22 protein-coding genes are annotated in these 24265 nt (G+C 68.5%); 15 read left to right on the top strand and 7 right to left on the bottom strand.

All coding sequences use genetic code 11. The features are described 5' to 3' along the window. Positions 1–10: 10 nt before the first annotated feature. Positions 11–1294 (bottom strand): UDP-N-acetylglucosamine 1-carboxyvinyltransferase, encoded by a 1284-nt coding sequence (gene murA, locus ACV7NO_RS04135; RefSeq protein ID WP_463404755.1) that lies wholly within the window; start codon positions 1292–1294, stop codon positions 11–13. A gap of 192 nt (positions 1295–1486) precedes the next feature. On the opposite strand from murA, the gene ACV7NO_RS04130 reads away from it, so the two are divergent. Next, on the top strand, positions 1487–2176 hold the full coding sequence (locus tag ACV7NO_RS04130; RefSeq protein ID WP_463404754.1) for a Crp/Fnr family transcriptional regulator: 690 nt from the start codon (positions 1487–1489) through the stop codon (positions 2174–2176). A 325-nt stretch (positions 2177–2501) separates the two neighbouring features. Here the strand turns inward: ACV7NO_RS04130 and clpS are convergent, their stop codons facing one another. The 3 genes from clpS to ACV7NO_RS04115 form a co-directional block, all read right to left on the bottom strand. Next, entirely contained in the window at positions 2502–2843 is a 342-nt protein-coding gene (gene clpS / locus ACV7NO_RS04125) for an ATP-dependent Clp protease adapter ClpS (RefSeq protein WP_463404753.1), read from the bottom strand. A gap of 163 nt (positions 2844–3006) precedes the next feature. Continuing rightward, complete coding sequence (locus tag ACV7NO_RS04120; RefSeq protein ID WP_463404752.1) at positions 3007–3870, bottom strand: phasin family protein; 864 nt, start codon at positions 3868–3870, stop codon at positions 3007–3009. 98 nt (positions 3871–3968) lie between these two features. Further along, positions 3969–5708, bottom strand: coding sequence for a PHA/PHB synthase family protein (locus ACV7NO_RS04115; protein WP_463404751.1), 1740 nt, complete (start codon positions 5706–5708; stop codon positions 3969–3971). 170 nt (positions 5709–5878) lie between these two features. On the opposite strand from ACV7NO_RS04115, the gene ACV7NO_RS04110 reads away from it, so the two are divergent. The 6 genes from ACV7NO_RS04110 (at position 5879) to ACV7NO_RS04085 (ending at position 11924) form a co-directional block, all read left to right on the top strand. After that, positions 5879–7099, top strand: coding sequence for an LL-diaminopimelate aminotransferase (locus tag ACV7NO_RS04110; protein ID WP_463404750.1), 1221 nt, complete (start codon positions 5879–5881; stop codon positions 7097–7099). An 11-nt stretch (positions 7100–7110) separates the two neighbouring features. Then, positions 7111–7887 carry a sulfite exporter TauE/SafE family protein gene (locus ACV7NO_RS04105; RefSeq protein WP_463404749.1) on the top strand — a complete coding sequence of 259 codons (777 nt, stop codon included), beginning with the start codon at positions 7111–7113 and terminating at the stop codon, positions 7885–7887. Between the two features lie 11 nt (positions 7888–7898). After that, positions 7899–8312: an acyl-CoA thioesterase gene (locus ACV7NO_RS04100; protein WP_463404748.1), complete on the top strand. Its 414-nt coding sequence runs from the start codon at positions 7899–7901 to the stop codon at positions 8310–8312. A gap of 42 nt (positions 8313–8354) precedes the next feature. Further along, positions 8355–10376 (top strand): amidohydrolase family protein, encoded by a 2022-nt coding sequence (locus tag ACV7NO_RS04095; protein WP_463404747.1) that lies wholly within the window; start codon positions 8355–8357, stop codon positions 10374–10376. Positions 10377–10460: 84 nt separating this feature from the next. Next, on the top strand, positions 10461–11708 hold the full coding sequence (gene uxuA, locus ACV7NO_RS04090) for a mannonate dehydratase (protein ID WP_463404746.1): 1248 nt from the start codon (positions 10461–10463) through the stop codon (positions 11706–11708). Between the two features lie 45 nt (positions 11709–11753). Continuing rightward, the gene (locus tag ACV7NO_RS04085) at positions 11754–11924 is read left to right on the top strand and encodes a Flp family type IVb pilin (RefSeq protein WP_463404745.1); all 171 of its coding nucleotides are present in this window, start codon (positions 11754–11756) and stop codon (positions 11922–11924) included. Between the two features lie 88 nt (positions 11925–12012). Here ACV7NO_RS04085 and ACV7NO_RS04080 read toward each other — a convergent pair whose 3' ends face one another. Continuing rightward, a complete protein-coding gene (locus tag ACV7NO_RS04080) occupies positions 12013–12471 on the bottom strand; it encodes a peptidylprolyl isomerase (protein WP_463404744.1) in 459 nt (152 codons plus the stop codon). A gap of 112 nt (positions 12472–12583) precedes the next feature. On the opposite strand from ACV7NO_RS04080, the gene mgtE reads away from it, so the two are divergent. Further along, positions 12584–13987, top strand: a complete 1404-nt coding sequence (gene mgtE / locus ACV7NO_RS04075; RefSeq protein WP_463404743.1) for a magnesium transporter — start codon at positions 12584–12586, stop codon at positions 13985–13987. A 16-nt stretch (positions 13988–14003) separates the two neighbouring features. Continuing rightward, positions 14004–14408 carry a DUF1489 family protein gene (locus ACV7NO_RS04070; RefSeq protein ID WP_463404742.1) on the top strand — a complete coding sequence of 135 codons (405 nt, stop codon included), beginning with the start codon at positions 14004–14006 and terminating at the stop codon, positions 14406–14408. Between the two features lie 180 nt (positions 14409–14588). On the opposite strand, the gene ACV7NO_RS04065 is transcribed toward ACV7NO_RS04070, so the two are convergent. Together ACV7NO_RS04065 and ACV7NO_RS04060 are read right to left on the bottom strand one after the other, a co-directional pair. Further along, a complete protein-coding gene (locus tag ACV7NO_RS04065) occupies positions 14589–16163 on the bottom strand; it encodes a lysine--tRNA ligase (RefSeq protein ID WP_463404741.1) in 1575 nt (524 codons plus the stop codon). A 55-nt stretch (positions 16164–16218) separates the two neighbouring features. After that, the gene (locus ACV7NO_RS04060) at positions 16219–16533 is read right to left on the bottom strand and encodes a hypothetical protein (protein ID WP_463404740.1); all 315 of its coding nucleotides are present in this window, start codon (positions 16531–16533) and stop codon (positions 16219–16221) included. Between the two features lie 110 nt (positions 16534–16643). Between ACV7NO_RS04060 and ACV7NO_RS04055 the strand changes: the two genes are divergently transcribed. The 6 genes from ACV7NO_RS04055 to acnA all read left to right on the top strand — a co-directional run bounded on the left by ACV7NO_RS04055 (position 16644) and on the right by acnA (position 24102). Beyond that, positions 16644–19370 (top strand): ATP-dependent DNA helicase, encoded by a 2727-nt coding sequence (locus tag ACV7NO_RS04055; protein ID WP_463404739.1) that lies wholly within the window; start codon positions 16644–16646, stop codon positions 19368–19370. A gap of 30 nt (positions 19371–19400) precedes the next feature. Further along, complete coding sequence (locus ACV7NO_RS04050; protein WP_463404738.1) at positions 19401–19937, top strand: SixA phosphatase family protein; 537 nt, start codon at positions 19401–19403, stop codon at positions 19935–19937. Positions 19938–20039: 102 nt separating this feature from the next. Then, positions 20040–20549, top strand: a complete 510-nt coding sequence (locus ACV7NO_RS04045) for a YciE/YciF ferroxidase family protein (protein WP_463404737.1) — start codon at positions 20040–20042, stop codon at positions 20547–20549. Between the two features lie 210 nt (positions 20550–20759). Continuing rightward, positions 20760–20972 carry a cold-shock protein gene (locus tag ACV7NO_RS04040; RefSeq protein WP_463404736.1) on the top strand — a complete coding sequence of 71 codons (213 nt, stop codon included), beginning with the start codon at positions 20760–20762 and terminating at the stop codon, positions 20970–20972. A gap of 73 nt (positions 20973–21045) precedes the next feature. Then, positions 21046–21252 (top strand): hypothetical protein, encoded by a 207-nt coding sequence (locus ACV7NO_RS04035; protein WP_463404735.1) that lies wholly within the window; start codon positions 21046–21048, stop codon positions 21250–21252. A 180-nt stretch (positions 21253–21432) separates the two neighbouring features. Next, the gene (acnA, locus tag ACV7NO_RS04030; RefSeq protein WP_463404734.1) at positions 21433–24102 is read left to right on the top strand and encodes an aconitate hydratase AcnA; all 2670 of its coding nucleotides are present in this window, start codon (positions 21433–21435) and stop codon (positions 24100–24102) included. The last annotated feature ends 163 nt before the right edge of the window (positions 24103–24265 follow it).

Here is a 24265-nt window from a genome sequence, read left to right as displayed (position 1 = left end):
AAAGCGTCGCTCACCCGTCGCTCACCCGCTCGATATCCGCCCCGACCGCCGACAGCTTCTCCTCCAGCCGCTCGTACCCGCGGTCGAGGTGATACACCCGCGCCACCTGCGTCTCGCCCTCCGCCGCCAGTCCCGCGAGGATCAGGCTCATCGACGCGCGCAGGTCGGTCGCCATCACCGGCGCGCCCACCATGCGGTCCACGCCGCGCACCACCGCGGTCCGCCCGGAGACGTGGATGTCCGCCCCCATCCGCGCCAGCTCCGGCACGTGCATGTAGCGGTTCTCGAAGATCGTCTCGGTCAGCACGCTGGCGCCGTCGGCCTTGCATAGCATCGCCATGAACTGCGCCTGCATGTCGGTCGCGAATCCCGGATAGGGCGCGGTCGACAGCGTCAGCGGCCTCAGCGGCCCGTCCGCGGCGATGCGGACGCCGTCCTTCACCTCCTCGACCGTCACGCCCGCCTCGGTCAGCGCGTGGAGCGTCGCGCGCATGTCGGCCGCATCGGCGCCGACCAGCGTCAGGTCGCCGCCGGTGATCGCGGCGGCGCAGGCATAGCTGCCCGCCTCGATCCGGTCGGGCATGACGGCATAGGTCGCGCCGTGGAGCCGGTCGACGCCCTCGATCTCGAGCGTCTCGGTCCCGATCCCCTCGATCCGCGCGCCCATCGCGACGAGGCAGCGGCACAGGTCGACGATCTCGGGCTCGCGCGCCGCGTTGCCGATCCGGCTCGATCCCCGCGCGGTCACCGCCGCCATCACGACATTCTCGGTCGCGCCGACCGACACGATCGGGAAGGTGTACGCGCCCCCCGACAGCCGGCCTCCGGGTGCGGAGGCCTTCACATAGCCCGCCGCCATCTCCAGCTCCGCGCCGATCGCCTCGAGCGCCTTCAGGTGCAGGTCGATCGGCCGGTTGCCGATCGCGCAACCGCCGGGCAGCGACACCCGCGCCTCGCCCGCCCGCGCCAGGATCGGCCCCAGCACCAGGATCGACGCGCGCATCTTGCGCACGATGTCGTAGGGCGCCTCGGTCGAGGTCAGCTTGCCCGCGCGGATCGTCATCACGCGCCCGAAATCGTCGGGGCGCGTGCCCTCGATCGAGGTCGACGCGCCGAGCTGGTTGAGCAGGTGCCCGAAGCCGTCGACATCGGCGAGCCGCGGCAGGTTGCGCAGCGTCAACGGCTCGTCGGTCAGCAGCGCGCAGGGCAGCAGGGTGAGCGCTGCGTTCTTCGCGCCGGAAATGGGCAGGCGCCCGGACAGGCGGTTGCCGCCGCGGATGAGGATACGGTCCATGGCCACCGTCCTATCGCGCGCAGGATTCTCCGCAAGGGCGCCGCGCGCGCGACGATCGCCGATTTTCGGTCGCTTGATCGACTTTAATGCAGCCGGCCCAATCCGGCGGCTACGCTCCATGCCCAGAACAAATCGGGGATTTCCTTCAGCGTGACGAGCAGCCTCGCCGATCATCTCGGCGATTTCATAGCCTTGACCGAAACCGAAGCCACCGCGCTGGCCCGTTTCGAGGACCGCGAGCGCTCGCTCAGGCGCGGCACGGTTCTGGTCCGGGAGAATGATCGCCTGTCCGACATGTTCATCCTGCGCGCGGGCATGATGATGAGCTATCTGCTGCTCGACGATGGCAGCCGCCAGATCCTGCGCTTCCTGTTCCCCGGCGACATCATCGCGGTCGCCGCACTCGTCTATGCGCGCAGCCCGGAAACCGTGGTCGCGCTCACCGAATGCACCGTCTGCCCGTTCGAGCGCGGCGCGCTCGCCGGGCTGATCGCGGAGCATCCGCGGCTGGCCGCCACGATGATGGCGATCGCGCAGATCGAACGCGTCGCGCTGACCGATCGGCTCGCGGGCGTCGGCCGCACCTCGGCGCGTGCGCGCGTCGCCTCGGTCCTGATCGAGATCCGCAACCGGATGCGCCGGTTCGACGCCAGCGTCGACGCGGGCTTCGTGCTCGGGCTGACGCAGGAGGAGGTCGGCGACGCGACCGGGCTCACCGCGGTCCACGTCAACCGGATGATGCGCCAGATCGAGGAAGACGGGCTGATCGTCCGCGAGAACGGCCGCGTCCGCATCGTCGACGAGGCCGGGCTGCGCCGCGCGGCGAACTATGTCGACCGGTTCGAAGGGCTGGATCTGGGATGGCTGCCGGCGGCGCGGTAACGTCCGCTCGCGTCATCCCAGGGAAAGCCGGGATCGCCCGCGGTTGAACGACATCTTAGGTCCGATCGGCATTCGGCCTGGTACGCTATCATGTTCGTTACCCCGGACCTGTTCCGGAGTCCGTCTGTCCGCAAACGATATCGCTACCGTCTCGAGCGGCATCGCTTGCAGTGCGGTGGACTCCGGAACAGGTCCGGGATGACCGGTTTGGCGAGCGGCGCCGACAACGATAGCTGAATGCGGATTGGACCTGGGATACCAGATCCCGTCACCCCGGACCTGTTCCGGCGTGACAGGACACACGCTCGATCCATCCTGCCGGGTGTTACGCCTTCTCCAGCGTGCACTGGAGCGGATGCTGGTGTTGCCGCGCGAAATCCATCACCTGGCTCACCTTGGTTTCCGCGACCTCGTAGCTGAAAACCCCGCAGACCCCCACGCCCTTCTGGTGCACATGAAGCATCACCCGCGTCGCCGCCTCCATATCCATCCGGAAGAAGCGCTGGAGGCACAGGACGACGAACTCCATCGGGGTGTAATCGTCGTTGAGCATCAGGACACGGTAGGGCGTCGGCTGGCGGGTCTTGGCGCGGGTGCGCGTGGCGATGCCGATCCCGGTGCCGTCGGCGCCCCCGTCCTCTGGCCCGTCGTCGCGGCGTTCCGCCATGTTTGTCGTCGATGGTGTCATGGTCACCCGCGAAATATGGCATGCCGGGGCACGAGGGCAAGCCCGGCGATACGGATCGACCGACGAAAAAGGGGCGACCGTCGCGATGACGGCCGCCCCCTTTTCCAGATCCGGCCCCGCCGATGCGGCGGGATCGTCGGCGTTACGCCGCGATCTTGACCTTCTCGGCGGCGACCGCGACGCGGCTCGACAGCGGCTGCGCGACGTCGCCGGCCAGCTTCAGGAACGCTTCGGTCGAACGCGAGGTGTGCGCGACGAACGCGTCGAACGCAGTGCGCGCATAATCGCTCTGGAGCTTCATGAACTCGGTCGGCGACTTGACGGTCGCCAGCGTCTTGGCGGCCTCGCTGGCGCTCTCGAACGACTTCTTGGCATAGTCGGCGGCGTCCTGGCCCATCGTCTCGATGCCCTTGGCCGCGATCTTCGACGATTCGACGATCGCCTCGATATTGCCCTTCGAGAAGCTGTTGAGTTCCTCGATCATGACCTTGCCCTTCTCCATCGCGCCCTTGGCCTGCTCGTTGGTGTTGCCGAACATGGCCTGGGTCTTGTCGACGACGCTCTTGATGGTCTCGTTCATGGTGCTGTCCTTCGCTGCGGTTGGCGCCGGCTTGACCGGCGAGGTAATGGGGGCGGGCTTCGCCGCGACCGGGGTCCTGGCGACGACCGGTGGCTTGGCCTTGGCGGGTGCGACCGATTTCGCGGACGCAGTCCTGGGCGATACGGGAACGGGCTTGGCCGGGGCGGGCGCCGCCTTCGCAGCCTTGATCGGCGCAGGTGCAGGCTTCGCCTCGGGTACGACCACCGGTCTGCCGGCGGTCGATTTGGCGGGCTCGGGCTTCACCGGCGCGGCCGGCGGCGTCACGCCGACGAGCTTTGCGACGGGGGCGGCCACGGCGACGAGCGCTTCGATCGCCTTCGCGACCGGCGGCGTATGGACCGACGCCGGGGCCGCGGGCTTCACCGGCGCGGCCTTGGTCGGGGCTGATGTCTTCGCGTCGCTCATCGAGCCTCTCCACGCCTATGTTGCAATGCACAATAAGCGCGGAAGACGCCGAAATCAAGGCGTATGTTGCAGTGCACAAAACGGTAACATGCCGGCCCTCAGCGCGTACGGACATAGCGTCCGGGCGCGGGTTCGATCGCGTCGAGCGTGCCCTCCCCCGGCACCCGCGCGCCGGTCGCCGTCACCGTCTCGTCAGCCAGCCCGGTCAGCCAGGAAACCCAGTCCGGCCACCAGCTCCCCTTCGTCTCGGTCGCGCCCGCGACGAAGTCGGCAAGCGAGTCGGCCGCATCGGGGTTGGTCCAGTACTGATACTTCCCCGCCGCCGGCGGATTGACCACCCCCGCGATATGCCCGGACCCGGCGAGCACGAACCGCACCGGCCCCGCCAGATGCTCGGTCAGCTTCCACACGCTTTCGACCGGCGCGATATGATCCTCGCGCCCCGCCTGGACATAGGCCGGCGTCTTCACCGTCGTCAGGTCGATCGGCGTCCCGCCCACCGATAGCGCGCCGGGCTCGACCAGCCGGTTGTCGCGATAGAGATCGGTCAGATAGCTCAGATGCCATTTCGCGGGCAGGTTCGTCGTGTCGCCGTTCCAGTGGAGCAGGTCGAACGGCGCGTAATCCTTGCCGAGCAGATAGTTGTTGGTGACGTAGTTCCAGATCAGGTCGCGCCCGCGCAGCAGGTTGAACGTCAGCGCCATGTAGCGTCCGTCGAGGAATCCGTCGGGGGACAACGACGCGATCGTCTCCAGCTGCTTGTCGTCGACGAAGTGGAGCAGTTCCCCCGCATCCGCGAAATCGACCTGCGCGGTGAAGAAGGTCGCGCTCGCCACCTTCGCCGCCTCGCCCCGCGCCGCGAGCACCGCCAGCGTCGCCGCCAGCGTCGTTCCCGCCACGCAATAGCCGATCGTGTGCACCGCGGGCACGTCGAGCGCCCCGCGCACGGTGTCGATCGCGTCGATCTGCGCGGCGACGTAATCGTCCCACATCACGTCCTTCATCGACGCGTCGGCGGACTTCCACGAGACCATGAACACCGTGATCCCCTGCGCCACCGCCCAGCGGATGAAGCTCTTCTCCGCGGTCAGGTCGAGAATGTAGAAGCGGTTGATCCAGGGCGGGAAAATGACGAGCGGCGTCGCCAGCACGTCGGGCGTCGCCGGCGCATACTGGATCAGTTCGTAGAGATCGGTGCGCTTCACCACCTGCCCCGGCGTCGTCGCCAGGTTGCGCCCCACCTCGAACGCGTCGCCGTCGGTGTGCGTCAGCTGCCCCTTGCCGATATCGGCGAGCATGTTCTGCAGGCCCTTCAGCAGGTTCTCGCCGCGCGTCTCCACCGTCCGCGCGATGACTTCTGGGTTGGTCAGCGCGAAGTTGGACGGGCTCATCGCATCGACGAACCCCTTGGCGGCGAAGCGGATCTGCTCCTTCTGGCGCGGATCCGCCCCCTCCAGCGCGTCGACCCCGCGCAGCATGTGGTCGGAGATCATCTGGTAGCTCTGCCGGATCCAGTCGAAAACCGGCGACGCGCGCCATGCGTCGTCCTTGAAACGCTTGTCCTTCTCCGGCGCGGCCGTCTGCACGGCGGCGGCGGGGTCGAGGAAACGTTGCCACAATGTCAGGCTGTCGCTCCAGAAATCGCGCGCACGCTCCAGCGTCGCGGGGTCGGTGAAGCCGGGAATGACCGGAAACGCCGGCGCCGCGCCGGGCTGCGTCGCGCCCAGCCCCTGCTCCATCATCATCTGCTGCGCACGCCCCATCACCCAGGTCCAGTGCTGGAGATCGGCGAGGTCGGGCATGGTCGCACCGTCGGTCTTCGCGTCGGTCTTGGTCATGATGGCTCTCCTGCCGGGCACCCTAGCCCCTCCCGTCCTTCCCGCGAAAGCGGGAATCCCTCTTCCGGCGCTCGCAAACCGGTCCGACGGAGACGGATCCCCGCTTGCGCGGGGATGACGGGGGGGAGCGCGTCGCGTAAGCAAGGCCTCCGACATCATCCGAGGAAGCCATGTCCGACGAATTCTACCGCATGAAGCGCCTGCCGCCCTACGTCATCGCCGAAGTCAACGCGATGCGGGCAGCGGCGCGTGCGGGCGGCGAGGACATCATCGATCTCGGCATGGGCAACCCGGACCTGCCGCCCCCCGAACACGTCATCGAGAAGCTGGTCGAGGTCGCGCGCAAGCCCTCCGCGCACGGCTATTCGCAGTCGCGCGGCATCCCGGGCCTCCGCAAGGCGCAGGCCAATTACTACGGTCGCCGCTTCGGGGTCGATATCGATCCCGAAACCGAAGTCGTCGTGACGATGGGGTCGAAGGAGGGGCTCGCCAGCCTCGCCACCGCGATCACCGCGCCCGGCGACGTCGTGCTCGCGCCCAACCCGTCCTATCCGATCCACACCTTCGGCTTCATCATCGCGGGCGCGACGATCCGCGCGGTGCCGACGACGCCGGACGAGCGCTATTTCGAGAGCCTCGAGCGCGCGATGGCGTTCACCGTCCCGCGCCCCAGCATCCTCGTCGTCAACTATCCGTCGAACCCGACCGCGGAGACGGTCGACCTTGCCTTCTACGAACGCCTCGTCGCGTGGGCGAAGGAGAACCAGGTCTGGATCCTCAGCGACCTCGCCTATTCGGAGCTGTATTTCGACGGCAAGCCGACCGTCTCGATCCTCCAGGTTCCCGGTGCCAAGGATATCGCGATCGAATTCACCTCGCTCAGCAAGACCTATTCGATGGCGGGCTGGCGGATGGGATTCGCGGTCGGCAACGCCAAGTTGATCGCAGCGATGACGCGGGTGAAGTCGTATCTCGATTACGGCGCGTTCACCCCGATCCAGGCCGCCGCCTGCGCCGCGCTCAACGGTCCGCAGGACATCGTCGAGAAGAACCGCCAGCTCTATCACAAGCGCCGCGACGTGCTGGTCGAGAGCTTCGGCCGCGCCGGGTGGGACATCCCCTCCCCGCCAGCCTCGATGTTCGCCTGGGCGCCGCTGCCGCCCGCGCTCCAGCATCTGGGCAGCCTCGAGTTCTCCAAGCAATTGCTGACGCACGCCCAGGTCGCGGTTGCGCCAGGGGTCGGCTACGGCGAAAATGGAGAAGGCTTCGTGCGCATCGCGATGGTCGAGAACGAACAGCGTCTGCGCCAGGCGGCGCGCAACGTGAAGCGCTATCTCCAGTCGATGGGCGTCAACACGCCCGGAAACGCGCTGGGCCAGAAGACGGGCTGACCGCACGCTCCGTGGACATCAACCCGCTCTATTCGCTCGCAGGCGTGCTCGTCGGCATCGTCGTCGGGCTGACCGGCGTCGGCGGCGGCTCGCTGATGACGCCGTTGCTGGTGCTCGCCTTCGGCTTCCATCCCTCGACTGCGGTCGGCACCGACCTGCTCTACGCCGCCGCGACGAAGAGCGTGGGGACGAGCGTCCATGGCTGGCGCGGCACGGTCGACTGGCGCGTCGTCCGCCGGCTGGCGACGGGCAGCATCCCCGCCACGCTGCTGACGCTGGTCGCGATCAGCGACGCGGGCACGCGATCGGCGGGAACGGGCCACGCGATCACCGCGGTGCTCGGCGTCGCGCTGATCCTGTCTGCGGTCGCCACGCTGTTCCGCGCGCGCGTCGTCGCCTGGCTGTCGGCGCGCGTCGGCACCGTGAGCGAGGCGCGCACCGCCGCGCTGACGGTCGCGCTCGGCGTGGTGCTGGGCATCCTCGTCTCGCTCACCTCGGTCGGCGCGGGCGCACTGGGGATGACCGCTCTGCTCGTCCTCTATCCCCGCGCGCCGCTCAACCGGCTGGTCGGGTCGGACATCGCGCATGCGGTGCCGCTGACGCTGGTGGGCGGTATCGGCCACTGGATGCTCGGATCGGTCGACGTGTCGCTGCTTCTCTCGCTACTGATCGGATCCGTCCCCGGCATCGTCATCGGCAGCCTGGCGGCGACGCGGGTGTCGGATCGCGTGCTGGGGCCGGTGCTCGCCACGGTCCTCGCGCTCGTCGGCGTGAAGCTGCTCTTCTGAAAGGCCGGACAATGGCGTTCGAAACCCGCATCAAGGTCCGCTATGCGGAGATCGACGGCCAGAAGGTCGTCTTCAACTCGCGCTATCTCGAATATGCCGACGTCGCGGTCACCGAATTCTGGGAGGCCAGCGGCGTGGCGGAGGCGCTGGGCGCGGTGTGGGCGGAAACCGAATTCCACGTCCGCCGCACGGAGATCGACTATCTGAAGCCCTTCGTGCTGGGCGACACGATCGTCGCGCGGGTCGCGATCGAACGCATCGGCACGTCGAGCCTGACCAAACGGTTCGAACTCTCGCACGCCGGGACCGGCACGCTCCACACCGTCATCACGATGGTCAGCGTCAACGTCCACCTGCCCACCGGCACCCCCGCCCCGCTACCCGCAGCACTGCACGCCTGGCTGGAGGCGAAAGCCACAGCATAAGTTTCGTTGCGGATCGGTACGCGACGCGCCTAGTCTCGCGCGATGAAGCGCATTTCCTTCGCGGCCGTCGCCGCGCTCGCCACGGCGTTCGCCGCCCCCGCCGCCGCCCAGACCGAGCGATACAGCGTCATCTTCGGCGGCAAGGTCGTCGGCCACCTCGTCGCCGACACCGCGGGGGACAGCACCGCGATCGACTTCGACTACAAGAACAACGGCCGCGGCCCGACGATGAAGGAGACGCTGCGCACCGACGCGAACGGCCTGCCCGTCACATGGGACGTCACCGGCACCACCACCTTCGGCTCGAAGGTCGAGGAGCATTTCGCGAAGACCGGCGGGACCGCGACCTGGACCGATTCGACCGGCAAGGGCAGCGCGCCCGCCACCCGCGGCGTCTATGTCTCGCAGAGCGCCAGCCCGTGGGCGACCGCCCTGTATGCGCGCGCGATCCTGAAGGCCGGCGGCACGACGCTCCCCGCGCTCCCCGGCGGCACGCTGCGGCTGACGAAGGGCGAGACGCTCGCGGTCGCGGGCAAGGCCGGCCCCGCGCAGGTCACCCGCTACGACCTCGGCGGGATCGACACCACGCCCGAGACGATCCTGCTCGACGCGGACGGCAGGTATTTCGCCTCCGTCTCCCCCAATTTCGTAATCGTCCGAGAGGGTTACGAGGGCGAGGACACACGCCTCAAGACGCTCGCCGCGCAGTGGTCGACCGATCGGTTCGTGGAGATCCAGAAGAAGATCGCGCACCGCTACGACGCGCCGGTCCGCATCCGCAACGTCCGCGTGTTCGATCCGCGGACGATGGCGCTCGGCGCCCCCGTCTCGATCCTCGTCCACGGCACCCGCATCGCCGCGGTCGAGCCGCTCGACGAGCCCGCGACGAAGGGCGAGGTGACGATCGACGGCGCGGGCGGCACCGTCGTCGCCGGGCTGTACGAGATGCATGCGCACACGGGGCAGGAGGGCGCGCTGCTCAACCTCGCCGCGGGCGTCACCACGATGCGCGACATGGGCAACGACAATGCGGTGCTCGACACGCTGATCCGCCGCATCGACGACGGCACGATCGCAGGCCCCCGGATCGTCCGCGCGGGCTTCATCGAGGGCAAGAGCCCGTTCAGCGCGAATAACGGCATCCTCGTGAACAGCGAGAAGGAGGCAGTCGATGCCGCGCGCTGGTATGGCGCGCGCGATTACTGGGCGATCAAGTCGTACAACAGCATGAACCCCGCCTGGGTGCCCGCGATGGTGAAGGAGGCGCACCGCCTCGGCCTCAAGGTCCTGGGCCACGTCCCCGCCTTCTCGACCGCGGACGCGATGATCGAGGCCGGGTTCGACGAGATGACGCACATCAACCAGTTCATGCTGGGCTGGGTGATCCAGCCGAGCGAGGACACCCGCACGCTGTTCCGCCTCACCGCGCTCAAGCGGCTGCCCGGGCTCGATCTGAACTCGGCGAAGGTGAAGCATACGATAGGGTTGATGGCCGATCGCCACATCCCGATCGACGTGACGCTGGGCATCCACGAGAACCTGCTGCTCAACCGCGACGGGCAGGTGCCGCGCGGCGCGGTCGATTACATCTCCCACCTGCCGATCGGCACGCAGCGCGGACTGAAGCAGGCGTGGATCGACACCTCGGCGCCCGGTGACGACGCCGCCTATCGCGGTGCGTACGACAAGATCGTCGCGACGATCCGCCTGCTCAACGATCGCGGCGTGATGATCGTGCCGGGCACCGACACCGGCGGCGCCTTCACCTATCATCGTGAGCTCGAACTCTACCAGTCGATCGGGATGACCGCGCCGCAGATCCTGAAGCGCGCGACCTGGGACATGGCGAACTATCTCGGCCGCGACCAGTCGTCCGGCTCGGTCGAGAAGGGCAAGCTGGCGGACTTCTTCCTCGTCCCCGGCGATCCGACGAAGGATTTGAAGGCGATCAAGTCGATCGCGATGGTCGTGAAGGACGGCACCGTCTATTTCCCCGCCGAGGTCTATCCCGAATTCGGGATCGAACCGTTCGCCAAGGCGCCGAAGGTGACGCCGGCAGGGTAAGTTCGTCCCCACAGCGAAAGCTGGGGTCGCTCGCAAAGGGAACGCCGAAGCCGCAAAGGATCCCGGCCGGCGCCGGGATGACGCGTGGTCCACGATCGCGCATTCCCTTCGCGCGCCACCACCGCTATTTGTCCGTCAAATACACTGGCGGAGAATGACGACGTGCTGATGACGCAGACGATGCGCTGGTTCGGGCCCAAGGACCCCGTCCCGCTGTCGGGCATCCGCCAGGCGGGCGCGACCGGGGTCGTCACTGCACTCCACGACGTGCCCAACGGCGACGTCTGGACGCGCGACGCGATCGCCGCGCACCGCGCGCTGGTCGAGGCGGCGGGGCTCGACTGGACCGTCGTCGAGAGCCTGCCGGTGCACGAGGAGATCAAGACGCGCGGCCCCCGATGGAACGCGCTGATCGACGCCTATCGCGAGAGCCTGCGCCATCTCGCCGCGGAGGGCATCCGCATCGTCACCTATAATTTCATGCCGCTGCTCGACTGGACGCGCACCGATCTGGCGTGGGTGCTCCCCGACGGCGCGCGCGCGCTGCGCTTCGAACTGGAGGCGGTCGCCGCCTACGACATCCATATTCTCCAGCGCCCGGACGCGCGCGACAGCTACGCCTCCGAAATCGTCGAGGCCGCCGCCGCGCGCTTCGCCGCGATGGACGAGGCCGCGCGCACCCGGCTGGAGCGCACGATCATCGCGGGCCTGCCCGGCAGCGAGGAATCCTTCACCTCGCCGCAGTTCCTCGCCGCGATCGCTACCTATGACGGGATCGACGCCGCGCGACTGCGCGCGAACCACGTCGCCTTTCTCGAGGCGGTGTGTCCGGTCGCGGACGAGGTCGGCATCCAGCTCGTCGTCCACCCCGACGATCCCCCCTTCGCGATGTTCGGCCTGCCCCGCGTCGTCAGCACCGAGGCGGACGTGGCGGATCTGTTCGCGCGCGTCCCCACCGCGTCGAACGGCTTGTGCTTCTGCACCGGATCGTTCGGCGTGCGCGCCGACAACGACCTGCCCGGCATGGTCGACCGGCTCGGCGCGCGGATCGGCTTCCTCCATCTCCGCTCGGTCCAGCGCGAGGACAAGGGCGCGTTCCACGAAGCGGCGCATCTGGCGGGCAGCGCGGACATGGCCGCGGTCGTCGCCGCGGTCCACCGCGTGTCGGTGCGCGAGGGGCGCAGCATCCCGATGCGCCCCGACCACGGCCACCAGATGATGGACGATCTGGGGCGCACCTCGAATCCGGGCTATTCGCTGCTCGGGCGGATGCGCGGGCTGGCCGAGTTGCGCGGGCTGGAGATGGGCGTCGCGTATACGACGAAATCTTAACCTCGATGAGGTAGCGGCGGGTTCCCTTTCCCCGAGGTTCCCACGATGCTCCACACCCTGCTATCGCTGTTGCGCAACCAGCGCGCGGCGACCGCCATCGAATACGGCCTGATCGCCGCGCTGATCGCCGTCGCCGCGATCGCTGCGATGCAGGGCCTCGGCAACCGGCTGAAGACCACCTTCAGCAACGTCCAGACCAACATGAAGGCGACCTGACGGGCACGGCCGCCGTTCCCGAACGCAGATCGGCCCGCGAACCTTGCAGGGTTCGCGGGCCGATCCGTATCCGTCGAATGCGAAGTGCTCAGGCCACGCTGGCCTTCACGATCTTGCCCGGCGCCCGCGGCGGCTCGCCCTTGGGCAGCGCGTCGACCAGGTCCATGCCGTCGGTCACCTGGCCCCAGACGGTGTACTGGCCGTCGAGGAAGCGCGCATCGTCGAACACGATGAAGAACTGCGAGTTCGCGGAGTTCGGATCGTTGGTCCGCGCCATCGAGCACACGCCGCGCACATGCGGCTCCTTGTTGAACTCCTGCGCCAGGTTCGGCTTGGTCGAGCCGCCGGTGCCGTTGTGGTTCCCGCCGTCGCCGCCCTGCGCCATGAAGCCCGGGATCACGCGGTGGAACGGCACGCCGTCATAGAAGCCCTCGGTCGCCAGCTCGGCGATCCGCGCGACGTGGTTGGGCGCCAGATCGGGGCGCAGCTTGATCGTGACGTCGCCGCTTTCGAGGGTCAGCGTCAGCGTTTCGGGGGTGTCTGCCATGGAATGTCGTCCTTTCGTGTTGCGCGCCACCTAGGGAGTCGAACCGCGGCTGGCAAATCCTGTCGTCACCGCGTAGTGCGACGCAGCACGATCGAACCCCAGGGAGGCGGCCATGAGCGAAACCGAACTTCCCGAGATGGAAATCGAACGCGAGAGCGAGCTCGACGGCGACGACCGGCTGAAGCCCGAATTCGTCCAGGCGGTGCTCGACGCAGTCGAGGACGGCGATACCGAGACTGCGCATGCGCTGGTCGAGCCGCTCCACCCCGCCGACATCGCCGACCTGTTCGAGCTCACGCCCGCGGATCGTCGTGCCGCGCTGGCGCAGGCGGTCGCGGACCTGCTCGACGGCGACGTCTTCGCGGAGATGAACGACTACGTTCGTGAAGATCTCATCGACGCGCTCGAGCCGCATCAGGTCGCGGATCTGGCGTCCGAGCTCGATACCGACGACGCGGTCGCGATCATCGAGGACATGGACGCGGAGGACCAGCGCGAGGTCCTGCGCGCGATGGAGCCCGACGATCGCGCCGCGATCGAGGAGGCGCTGTCCTTCCCCGAGGAATCCGCCGGCCGCCTGATGCAGCGCGAGCTGATCGCGGTGCCCGAACACTGGAGCGTCGGCGACACGCTCGACTATCTGCGCGGCCATGACGAGCTGACGACCGATTTCTGGGAGATCTTCGTCGTCGATCCCGCGCACAAGCCGGTCGGCACCGTCGCGCTGTCGTGGATCCTGCGCAGCCCGCGCGGCATCGCGGTCGCCGACGTGATGAAGCGCGAGCAGACATTGATCCCGGTCGACATGGACCAGGAAGAGGTGGCGCTGCGCTTCCAGAAATACGCGCTGATCTCGGCCGCGGTCACCGATGCCAGCGGGCGGCTGGTCGGCATGATTACCGTCGACGACATCGTCCACATCATCCAGGAAGAGGCGGGCGAGGACACGCTGCTGCTTTCGGGCGCGGGCGACGGCGACATCAACGAGCCGATCCGCTACACCGTCCGTACCCGGCTCACCTGGCTGACCGTCAACCTCGCCGCGACGATGATCTCCGCCTCGGTCGTCGGCCTGTTCCAGGGTGCGATCGCCGCCTTCGCGCTGCTCGCGGTGCTGATGCCGATCGTCTCCGCGATGGGCGGCAATGCGGGGACGCAGACGCTCGCGGTGGTCGTCCGCGCGCTGGCGACCAACCAGCTCACCAGCTCGAACACGATGCGGATGCTCGGCCGCGAGTTCCGGATCGCGATCGCCAACGGCCTGTCGCTCGGCGTCGTCGGCGCGCTGGGCACGTACCTCATCTTCGGCAACGCGCATTTGTCGATCGTGTTCATGCTCGCGATGGGGTTCAACAGCCTCGTCGCGGGCACCGTCGGCGTCATCGTGCCGGTTGCGCTCGACAAGGCCAATGTCGACCCTGCGGTATCGTCCGCGGTGTTCGTCACGACGATCACCGACGTGATGGGGTTCTTCTCGTTCCTCGGCCTCGCGACCTTGTGGGGGCTGCATAGCTGACCCACATGGCGGGTTCATGGCCCTCCATCTCACCAAGGTCGCATTCGGTGCCGCGGACGTCGAGTCGCTCGCCCGGCGGCTCGAACAGCGCGCGCTCGACGGGCCGGTCTTCCTGACGACGCGCTATCTGCCGAAGCGGCACGAGGAGGTGGCAGGACAGGGTTCGCTGTTCTGGATCATCAAGCACCACCTCGTCGCACGCTCGCCGATCACCGGCTTTGGCGAGGCGCCCGAAGGCAAGGCGGCGATCCATATCGACCCCGTCCTGCGGCTGGTGATCGCGCGGCCCAAGCGCGCGCATCAGGGCTGGCGGTATCTGGAGGGCGACGATGCGCCGCCCGATCTGGGCGGCGACGCGACGGGGGTGGCGGAGATGCCGGCGGGGTTGATCGGGAAGTTGTCGGAGCTGGCGCTGATCTGACCTGATCTCCGTTCATGCTGAGTAGGGACCGAGTAGCCCCAATGGGGCGTATCGAGGGCCCGTATCGAAGCACCGCCCCGGTCGCCCCGCCAACGTACTTCGATACGAGCCCTCGATACGCTGCTGCGCAGCTACTCGGTCTCTACTCAGCACGAACGGAGGTGGTGAAGGTGTAGGGAATCACCCCTGCCCCAACGCCTCCGCGATCAGCCGCCGCGTATTCTCCACCCCGTACAACCGGATGAAGCTGCCCATCCGCGGCCCCTGGCTCGATCCCAGCAGCGTCTCGTACAGCGCCTTGAACCAGTCGCGCAGCTCGGCGAAGCCACCCGTCTTGCCGATCTCGTAGACGATGTTCTGGATATCCTCCGCCGACGCCTCCGCGGGCAGCGCCGCCAGCTCGGCATCCAGTCGCTCTAGTGCCGCCGCCTCGACGCCCTCGGGCGCGCGCCGCTTCAATGTCGGCGCGACAAAATCGCGGTGGTACGCCAGCGCATGGCCGATCAGCTTGTCGAGCTCGGGATAGGCCTCGGCCGACGCGTTCTCGACATAGTTGGCCAGATAGCCCCAGACCTGATCCTTCGACGCCTCGCCCATCACCCCGACGAGGTTGAGGAGCAGGCCGAACGTCACCGGCAACTCCCCCTCGGGCAGCTTGCCATCGTGGACATGGTGCACCGGGTTGCCGAGCCGCTGCTTCCAATCCTGCCTCGCATAATTGCCGCGGAACTGCCAGTAATCGTCCACCGCGCGCGGGATCACGCCCATGTGGAGCTGCTTGGCCTTCTTCGGCTCGCGATAGATGTAGAAGGCCAGGCTCTCGTCAGGCCCATAGGTCAGCCACTGCTCGATCGTCAGCCCGTTGCCCTTCGACTTCGAGATCTTCTCGCCCTTGTCGTCCAGGAACATCTCGTAGTTGAACCCCTCGGGCGGACGCCCGCCGAGCACGCGCGCGATCTTCGACGATTGCGTGACCGAGTCGATCAGGTCCTTGCCCGCCATCTCGTAATCGACGCCCAGCGCGACCCAGCGCATCGCCCAGTCGACCTTCCACTGGAGCTTGGACAGGCCGCCCAGCGCCGACTGCTCGATGCGCTCGCCATCCGAATCCTCGAACGCGATCATGCCCGTCTCCGCGTCGATCACCTCTACCGGCACCTGGAGCACGACACCCGTCTTCGGGCTGACCGGCAGCACCGGCGAATAGGTCGCGCGCCGCTCCGCGCGCAGCGTCGGCAGCATCACGTCCATCACGCCCTGCCAGTGGCGCAGTACGCCCCGGATCGCATCGTCGAACCTGCCGGAGGTATAATAGTCGGTCGACGAGGCGAACTCATAGTCGAACCCGAACTGGTCGAGAAAGGCGCGCAGTCGCGCGTTGTTGTGTGCCGCGAAGCTGTCATGCGTCCCGAACGGATCGGGCACCTGCGTCAACGGCTTGCCGAGATGTTCCGCCAGCATCGCGCCGTTGGGCACGTTGTCGGGCACCTTGCGCAGCCCGTCCATATCGTCCGAAAACGCGATCAACCGCGTCGGCTGGTCGCTGAGCGCATGAAAGGCATTGCGCACCATCGTGGTGCGCAGCACCTCGTTGAACGTGCCGATATGCGGCAGGCCAGACGGACCATATCCCGTCTCGAACAGGATCGGCGCACCACCGGGCTTGCCGTCCGGATAGCGCTTGAGGAGCTTGCGCGCCTCCTCGTACGGCCAGGCCTTGGAGTCGGATGCAGCGGTGCGGAGATCGTCGGTCATGACGCAGGCGACTAGCGCCTGCGTCCGCCTTCGTCACCCCACCGCCGCACGCGCCTCAACCGCGGCAGCGGTCCTTCGCGGTGATCGAGCGATCGATCGCGCGCCCGCCGAGCGCACCCGCTGCGCCGCCCGCCAGCGTGCCGAGCAGCCCGCCGCCCAGCGCATTGCCGGCGACCGCACCACCGACGCCGCCCGCGACCAGCCCGGTCGTCCCGCTCGAATGCCGGCAACGGCGCTGGTTGTACCGGCGATCGCGACCGCGATAATCGTTGCGATAATGCTTGCGCGCCTCCGCGCTCGACGCCGGGAACACCGCAACCGCCGGAATCGCGAGCGACAATGCACTGAGCGCCATGATGAACTTACGCATACCTGATCTCCCTGAACCTTACCGTAACGCACCCGTAACGCACCACCGACCGGTCGGTTGCGTCGGCCTTCCCCGTTGCCCTTTCGTTCCCTCTGCGCGATAGCGGCGCGGTGGCCCCCGACACGCTCCCCTACCCTGCCCTGCACGCCAGCCATGCGGGCGTATGGATCGCCGACGCGGACGGCTGCCGGTCGGTCGGGCGCGGCGAGGCGATCCGGGTCGCCGCCGACACCCCCGTCATCCTGCTCAACGCCGCATTGATCGGGCAGCGGCTGGGGCATCCCGACCTGTCCGGGCTCGACCTGCTGGAGCTGTTCGCGTTCCTCCACCCCGCGCGCTTCATGGTGCCGACGCCCAAGGGCCTCGCCGACGCCTGCGCGCTCCCGGTGCCGGCCACCGATGCGGACATCGCACCGTTCCTGCTGGCGGCCGCGCGGACGATGCTCGCGGGAATCGCGGGCGACTGGCCCGAGCGCGAGGGCGCGTGGACCGCGGCGCAGTCGCTCGCGCGGCTCCGCTGGCCCTGGTCGCCCGTTCTCGCCACGCGGCTGAAGACACCGAGCGAGAACGAACGCTGGCTGTTCTCGAAACTTCCCGAATGGGAGGAGGCCGCCCCCCGCCCCGCCCCGCGCACCGTGACGCTCGACCCCGCGGAGGCGCAGGCCCGCCTAGCGCACCTGACCGGCGACGGCGCGGAGGAACGCCCCGGCCAGCGTGCCTATGCCGCCGCCGCGTCGGAGGCGTTCGCGCCCCGACAGGTCCGCGAGTCTCCCAACCTCGTGCTGGCGGAGGCGGGCACCGGGATCGGCAAGACGCTCGGCTATCTCGCGCCCGCCTCGCTCTGGGCGCAGACCGCCGGCGGCGCGGTATGGGTGTCGACCTATACCAAGGCGCTCCAGCGCCAGCTCGGCCACGAGACGCATCGGCTGTTCCCGGACGCCGCGATCCGCAAGGAAAAGGTCGTCACCCGCAAGGGGCGCGAGAACTACCTGTGCCTGCTCAACCTTGAGGATGCGTTGCAGGGCGGGTTCGCGGGGCGCGCCGCGGTGCTGGCGCAGCTCGTCGCGCGGTGGGCCGCGTACAGCGCGGACGGCGACATGGTCGGCGGCGATCTGCCCGGCTGGCTGCCGACGCTGTTCCGCCGCAACGGCCCCGCCGCGCTGACCGACCGGCGCGGCGAATGCATCTATGCGGGCTGCCCGCACTACCGCAAATGCTTCATCGAGCGCGCGTCGCGCGCGTCGGCCGAAGCGGACATCGTCATCGCCAACCACGCGCTCGTCATGGTCAACGCCGCGCGCGGCCGCGAGACGACGACGCAGCCGACGCGCTACGTCTTCGACGAGGGCCATCACCTGTTCGACGCCGCGGACGCGATGTTCGCGACCGCGCTGACTGGGCAGGAGACGATCGAGCTGCGCCGCTGGATCCTCGGCCCCGAAGGTGGCAGCCGCGGTCGCCGACGCGGGCTCGCCGCGCGCCTCTCCGACGTCGCCAGCTATGACGAGGCGGGCGGGCGCGCGATCGCCGATGCGGTCACCGCCGCGCACGCGCTGGCGGCAGAGGGCTGGCTCCAGCGCGTCGGCGAGGGCGCACCCTTTGGCGCGATCGAGACGTTGCTCGGCGCAGTCCGCGGCGTCGCCTATGCGCGCTCGGATGCCAACGGCGAGGCGGGCTATGGCCTGGAAACCGAACTCGCCGAGCCGCCGCCCGAACTGATCGAGGCCGCCGCCCCCGCCGCGCACGCGCTCGACGCGCTCGTCCGCCCGCTCGTCACGCTGCGCCAGCGGCTGGAGGCGGTGCTGGCGGAAGGCCCGGACTGGCTCGATGGCCAGGCGCGCGCGCGGGTCGAAGGCGCGGTCGCCTCGATCGGCTGGCGTGCGGACACGGTCGCGGCGTGGCTGGCGCTACTCGCGCGCGTCGGCGGGCCCGCGGATCCCGATTTCGTCGACTGGCTCGCGGTCGACCGCGTCGAGGGGCGCGAATACGACATCGGCCTCCACCGCCACTGGCTCGACCCGACGCGCCCGTTCGCAGAGATCGTGCTGAAACCCGCGCACGGCGCGCTCTTCACCTCCGCGACGCTCACCGGCGGCGGCGCGACTCCCGACGACGGCTGGGCGGTCGCGGAGGCCCGCGTCGGTGCCTCCCATCTGCTCCGCTCGCCGCAACGCTTCGCCGCCCCCAGCCCGTTCGATTACGCGGCCAATGCCGAAGTGCTGATCGTCACCGACGTGAAGCGCGGCGACATCCCCGCGCTCGCCAACGCCTATGCGCGGTTGATCGTCGCCGCGGACGGCGGCACGCTGGGGCTGTTCACCGCGATCCGGCGGTTGCGCGGCGTCCATGCACGGATCGCGGACCGGCTGGCGCGCGAGGGGCTGGCGCTCCACGCGCAGCATGTCGATCCGATCGACACCGGCACGCTGGTCGACATCTTCCGCGACGACAACCACGCCTCGCTGCTCGGCACCGACGCGCTGCGCGACGGCGTCGACGTGCCCGGCCGATCGCTGCGGCTGGTGGTGATGGAAGGCGTGCCGTGGCCCAAGCCCAGCGTGCTCCACGCCGCGCGGCGGCTGGCGGGGGGCGGCAGCGCCTATGACGACCGGATCGTCCGCGCGCGCCTCGCGCAGGCATTCGGCCGGCTGATCCGCCGCGCCGACGATTCGGGCGCGTTCGTGATGCTGTCCTCTGCTTGTCCCACGCGCCTGCTCACCGCCTTCCCGGCGGGCACGCCGATCGCACGCGTGCCGCTCGACGAAGCGGTGGCGCGCGTCGCATCGCGGCTTTCCTCCGCGGCGCATCTGCGGCATGGAGCAAGCCTCGACGCCTAAGGGCCAGCCCCCATCGGAGACGCCGATCCCATGAAGTCGCTGACGCTGCTGCGCCACGCCAAGTCCGGTTGGGACGATGCCGTTGCGCGCGATTTCGATCGTCCGCTCAACGCCAAGGGCAAGCGCGCCGCCGCGATGATGGGCCGCCACATGAAGGCGCTGGCGCTGGAGTTCGATCGCGCCATCGCTTCCCCCGCGCGCCGGGTCGAGGAAACCCTGGCCGAAGTCGGCGCCGGCTATGGCCGCGCGATCGCCCCCGAATGGGACCGGCGGCTGTACCTCGCCTCCGCCGCGTCGATCCTCGAACTCGCACGCGAGCAGGAGGCGGGCGTGGCGCGGCTGCTGGTGATCGGGCACAATCCCGGGCTTGAGGATCTGGTCCTCACCCTCGCCCCGGACGACGGCAGCGCGCTGCGCGACGCGGCAGAGGAGAAATACCCCACCGCCACGCTCGCCGAACTTACCTTCGACGGCGACTGGCCGTCGCTCGCGGCCGGACACGCGACGCTCACCCGCTTCGTCCGCCCGCGCGATCTCGATCCCTCGCTCGGCCCCGACGCCGACTGAGCAATCGCACTGATCCCGATCAAGGCACGGCCCCGATCCCGCGCCCGGCCCGTTACCCTCCCCGACGCGCGCGCCGCGCCATCCACAGAGGGAAGCACGATCATGGGCCTGTTCACCAAGGACATCGCGACGTTCGAGGACCTGTTCCTTCACCAGCTCGAGGACGTCTATTACGCCGAGCAGCAGATCACCAAGGCGCTGCCCAAGATGATCGACAAGGCGACCGCGCCCGCGCTGAAGGCCGGGTTCGAGCTCCACCTGCGCGAAACCGAAGGCCAGATCGCCCGGCTGGAGCAGGCGTTCGACCTGATCGGCGAGAAGCCCAGGGGCGCGACCTGCCCCGCGATCGACGGGATCATCAAGGAAGCCAACGAAGTCGCCGGCGAGATTTCCGACAAGCGCGTGCTCGACGCCGCGCTGATCGCCTCGGCACAGGCGGTCGAGCATTACGAGATCACGCGCTATGGCACGCTGATCGCCTGGGCGAACCAGCTCGGCCGCGCCGACTGCGCCGCGCTGTTCGCGCAGACGCTCGAGGAGGAACGCGCCACCGACGAGAAGCTGACGACGATGGCCGAAGGCCAGGTCAACCCGGCTGCCGAGCTGGCGTGACGCGACGGGGCCCCGACGGCGCACGCCGCGCCGTCGGGGCCCCTCCACCCTCCCCCCTTACAATTTGCCGCCGGTGCGCGTATATGAACCGCGCTACAGTCGCATATCGACGGTCTTCGGCGCTTTGCGGCACCTTCTTCCTTCCTTCCCTGCTGCCACGGCACCCGGTGCGTCGACACTCGACGTACCCAACCCATGGAAGGAACTCCCATGAGCACGACCGGAACCGTCAAGTTCTTCAACGCCGACAAGGGCTATGGCTTCATCTCGCCGGACGGCGGCGCGCAAGACGCGTTCGTCCACATCTCGGCCGTCGAGCGCGCCGGCATGGTGACGCTGAACCAGAACCAGCGCGTGACCTACGAGCTGGAAGAGGATCGCCGCGGCAAGATGAGCGCAGTGAACCTCTCGCCTGCCGAGTGACATGACGCGAACGGCCCGGGCATCCGCCCGGGCCGTTTGACTGTCTGCCCCCTCTTTCCCCGGAGATCGCCCGATGGCCGACGACGTCACCCTGTTCCGTACCCGCGCCGCCGCCGAGCAGGCAAATGCGGATTCCGCCGATCTCGCGAACGTTCGCGACCGGTGCGAGCGGGCCGCCAAGGCGTGGACCGAGATGGCCAACCGGGCCGAGCGCACGCAGGTTCAGCGCGCCGCGCGCGAGGACGCCGCCGCCGCCGCCCGGACCGCGCATCTGGCGTAGCCGCCACCCTTTCAGAGTTACCGGAAAAGGGCCGCCAAGCGCCCTTCCCCCACGCGAAAGTGCTTGCTAAGGCCTTCCGCGACGCAGCAATCCACGCCGTCCTGCCAGCGCCCGCGCGCGACTTCCGGTCACGCGTTCCCCCGGAGCGCTTCGGGGCGATCCATCGCAGGAAGGACCATCATGACCGCCATTGGCCAGGACACGCTCTCCGCCCGCTCGACGCTGACCGCGGGCGGCAAGAGCTACGATTATTTCGCGCTGGCCAAGGCGGAGGAGAAGTTCGGCGACATCAGCCGCCTGCCCTTCTCGATGAAGGTGCTCCTCGAGAACATGCTCCGCTTCGAGGACGGCAAGACCGTGACCGAGGCCGACGTCCAGGCGATCGTCGACTGGCAGAAGGAGCGCCGTTCGGACCGTGAGATCCAGTATCGCCCCGCGCGCGTGCTGATGCAGGATTTCACCGGCGTGCCCTGCGTGGTCGATCTGGCCGCGATGCGCGACGCGATCACCAAGCTGGGCGGCGACGCGGCCAAGATCAACCCGCAGGTCCCCGTCCATCTCGTCATCGATCACTCGGTGATGGTCGACGAGTTCGGCACGCCCAAGGCGTTCGGTGATAACGTCGATCTCGAATACCAGCGCAATTCGGAGCGGTACGAGTTCCTGAAATGGGGCAGCAAGGCGCTCGACAATTTCAAGGTCGTGCCGCCGGGCACCGGCATCTGCCACCAGGTGAACCTCGAATATGTCTCGCAGGCCGTCTGGTCGTCCGAGAATGACGGTACGACGATCGCATATCCCGATACGCTCGTCGGCACCGACAGCCATACCACGATGGTCAACGGCCTCGGCGTGCTCGGCTGGGGCGTCGGCGGGATCGAGGCGGAGGCGGCGATGCTTGGCCAGCCCGTCTCGATGCTGATCCCCGAGGTCGTCGGCTTCAAGCTGACCGGTGCGCTCAAGGAGGGCATCACCGCCACCGATCTCGTGCTGACCGTCACCCAGATGCTGCGCGCCAAGGGCGTCGTCGGCCGCTTCGTCGAGTTCTTCGGCCCCGGCCTCGGCCAGATGACGCTCGCCGATCGCGCGACGATCGCGAACATGGCGCCCGAATACGGCGCGACCTGCGGCTTCTTCCCGGTCGACGACAAGACGCTCGATTACATGCGCCTGACGGGTCGCCCCGACGAAACCGTCGCGCTGGTCGAGGCCTATGCCAAGGCGCAGGGCATGTGGCGCCACGACGACGCCGCCGATCCCGTCTTCACCGACACGCTCGAGCTCGACATGGGCACCGTCGTCCCCTCGCTCGCCGGGCCGAAGCGCCCGCAGGACAAGGTGTCGCTCAACAAGGTCGACGAGGTCTTCAACGGGGACCTGACCAAGGTGTACCACAAGGAGCGCCCCGCGCGCGTCGACGTGGCAGGCAGCGATCACGGGATCGGCGACGGCGACGTCGTGATCGCCGCGATCACCAGCTGCACCAACACCTCGAACCCCTCGGTGCTCGTCGCCGCGGGCCTCGTCGCGCGCAAGGCCAACGCGCTGGGCCTCAAGTCCAAGCCGTGGGTCAAGACCTCGCTGGCACCGGGCAGCCAAGTCGTCACCGACTATCTCGACAAGGCGGGGCTGACCGCGGACCTGAACGCGATGGGGTTCAACCTCGTCGGCTATGGTTGCACCACCTGCATCGGCAATTCGGGGCCGCTCGCCGCGCCGATCTCGGCTGCGATCAACGAGAACGACATCGTCGCCGCGTCGGTGCTGTCGGGCAACCGCAACTTCGAGGGTCGCGTCTCGGCCGACGTACGCGCGAACTTCCTCGCCTCGCCCCCGCTCGTCGTCGCCTATGCGATCAAGGGCAGCGTCACGACCGACATGGTCGAGACTCCGCTGGGCCAGGGCAGCGACGGTGCCGACGTCTACCTCAAGGACATCTGGCCGACCAACGCCGAGATCGCCGAGGTGATGGCCGCGAACATCGACGACGAGATGTTCCGCGCCCGCTACGGCAACGTCTATGCGGGCGACGAGAAGTGGCGCGCGATCGAGGTCGAGGGGTCGGACACCTATTCGTGGCGCGCCGGCTCCACCTATGTCGCCAACCCGCCCTATTTCGACGGCCTGACGATGACGCCCAAGCCCGTCACCGACATCATCGAGGCGAAGCCGCTCGCGATCCTCGGCGATTCGATCACCACCGATCACATCAGCCCGGCGGGCTCGATCAAGGCGGACAGCCCGGCAGGCAGCTACCTGCAGGAGCATCAGGTCAGCCGCGCCGACTTCAACAGCTACGGCGCGCGCCGCGGCAACCACGACGTGATGATGCGCGGCACCTTCGCCAACATCCGCATCAAGAACGAGATGGTCCCCGGCATCGAAGGCGGGATGAGCCGCTATGACGGCGAGGTCATGCCGATCTACGACGCGGCGATGCGCTTCAAGGCGGACGGCGTTCCGCTCGTCGTCATCGCGGGCAAGGAATACGGCACCGGATCGTCGCGCGACTGGGCGGCCAAGGGCACCAACCTGCTCGGCGTCCGCGCGGTCATCACCGAAAGCTTCGAGCGGATCCACCGCTCCAACCTCGTCGGCATGGGCGTCCTCCCCTTGCAGTTCGCCGAGGGCGTGACGCGCGAGACGCTGGGGCTGACCGGAGACGAGACGTTCACGATCACCGGCGTCGCGTCGCTTCGCCCGCGCCAGGACGTCGAGGTCGTGCTCGGTCGCACCGACGGCACCACCGAAACCTTCCTGACGAAGTGCCGGATCGATACGATCAACGAGCTGGAATATTTCCTCAACGGCGGGATCCTCCAGTACGTGCTGCGCAACCTCGCGGCGTAAGTATCCGTCTGGAAACGTGCTAAGGCACGTTTCGCGGTGCCGGCCCGCTCCCCCTCCCGGCCGCCCATCAGCATACCGTATGGGCGGCCGGGAGGGGGAGCGGGCCGGCACCGCCTTATCGTCGAGAAGCGCCGGGACGTTCCATCATGGGACGCCCCGCCTG

Source organism: Sphingomonas sp. Ell38C01, assembly GCF_055231975.1.
Note: the sequence above shows the minus strand (reverse complement) of the source record. Positions and strands in the feature narration are given on the sequence as shown.

Bases quoted from the DNA above. Each gene is read 5' to 3' on its own strand.
- ACV7NO_RS04095 (WP_463404747.1), top strand. From the start codon at position 8,355: ATGAAGCGCATTTCCTTCGCGGCCGTCGCCGCGCTCGCCACGGCGTTC.
- ACV7NO_RS04120 (WP_463404752.1), bottom strand. From the start codon at position 3,870: ATGAGCGACGCGAAGACATCAGCCCCGACCAAGGCCGCGCCGGTGAAG.
- ACV7NO_RS04085 (WP_463404745.1), top strand. From the start codon at position 11,754: ATGCTCCACACCCTGCTATCGCTGTTGCGCAACCAGCGCGCGGCGACC.
- ACV7NO_RS04080 (WP_463404744.1), bottom strand. From the start codon at position 12,471: ATGGCAGACACCCCCGAAACGCTGACGCTGACCCTCGAAAGCGGCGAC.
- ACV7NO_RS04110 (WP_463404750.1), top strand. From the start codon at position 5,879: ATGTCCGACGAATTCTACCGCATGAAGCGCCTGCCGCCCTACGTCATC.
- acnA (WP_463404734.1), top strand. From the start codon at position 21,433: ATGACCGCCATTGGCCAGGACACGCTCTCCGCCCGCTCGACGCTGACC.
- ACV7NO_RS04040 (WP_463404736.1), top strand. From the start codon at position 20,760: ATGAGCACGACCGGAACCGTCAAGTTCTTCAACGCCGACAAGGGCTAT.
- ACV7NO_RS04100 (WP_463404748.1), top strand. From the start codon at position 7,899: ATGGCGTTCGAAACCCGCATCAAGGTCCGCTATGCGGAGATCGACGGC.
- ACV7NO_RS04070 (WP_463404742.1), top strand. From the start codon at position 14,004: ATGGCCCTCCATCTCACCAAGGTCGCATTCGGTGCCGCGGACGTCGAG.
- ACV7NO_RS04060 (WP_463404740.1), bottom strand. From the start codon at position 16,533: ATGCGTAAGTTCATCATGGCGCTCAGTGCATTGTCGCTCGCGATTCCG.
- ACV7NO_RS04035 (WP_463404735.1), top strand. From the start codon at position 21,046: ATGGCCGACGACGTCACCCTGTTCCGTACCCGCGCCGCCGCCGAGCAG.
- mgtE (WP_463404743.1), top strand. From the start codon at position 12,584: ATGAGCGAAACCGAACTTCCCGAGATGGAAATCGAACGCGAGAGCGAG.
- ACV7NO_RS04065 (WP_463404741.1), bottom strand. From the start codon at position 16,163: ATGACCGACGATCTCCGCACCGCTGCATCCGACTCCAAGGCCTGGCCG.
- murA (WP_463404755.1), bottom strand. From the start codon at position 1,294: ATGGACCGTATCCTCATCCGCGGCGGCAACCGCCTGTCCGGGCGCCTG.
- ACV7NO_RS04045 (WP_463404737.1), top strand. From the start codon at position 20,040: ATGGGCCTGTTCACCAAGGACATCGCGACGTTCGAGGACCTGTTCCTT.
- ACV7NO_RS04050 (WP_463404738.1), top strand. From the start codon at position 19,401: ATGAAGTCGCTGACGCTGCTGCGCCACGCCAAGTCCGGTTGGGACGAT.
- clpS (WP_463404753.1), bottom strand. From the start codon at position 2,843: ATGGCGGAACGCCGCGACGACGGGCCAGAGGACGGGGGCGCCGACGGC.
- ACV7NO_RS04115 (WP_463404751.1), bottom strand. From the start codon at position 5,708: ATGACCAAGACCGACGCGAAGACCGACGGTGCGACCATGCCCGACCTC.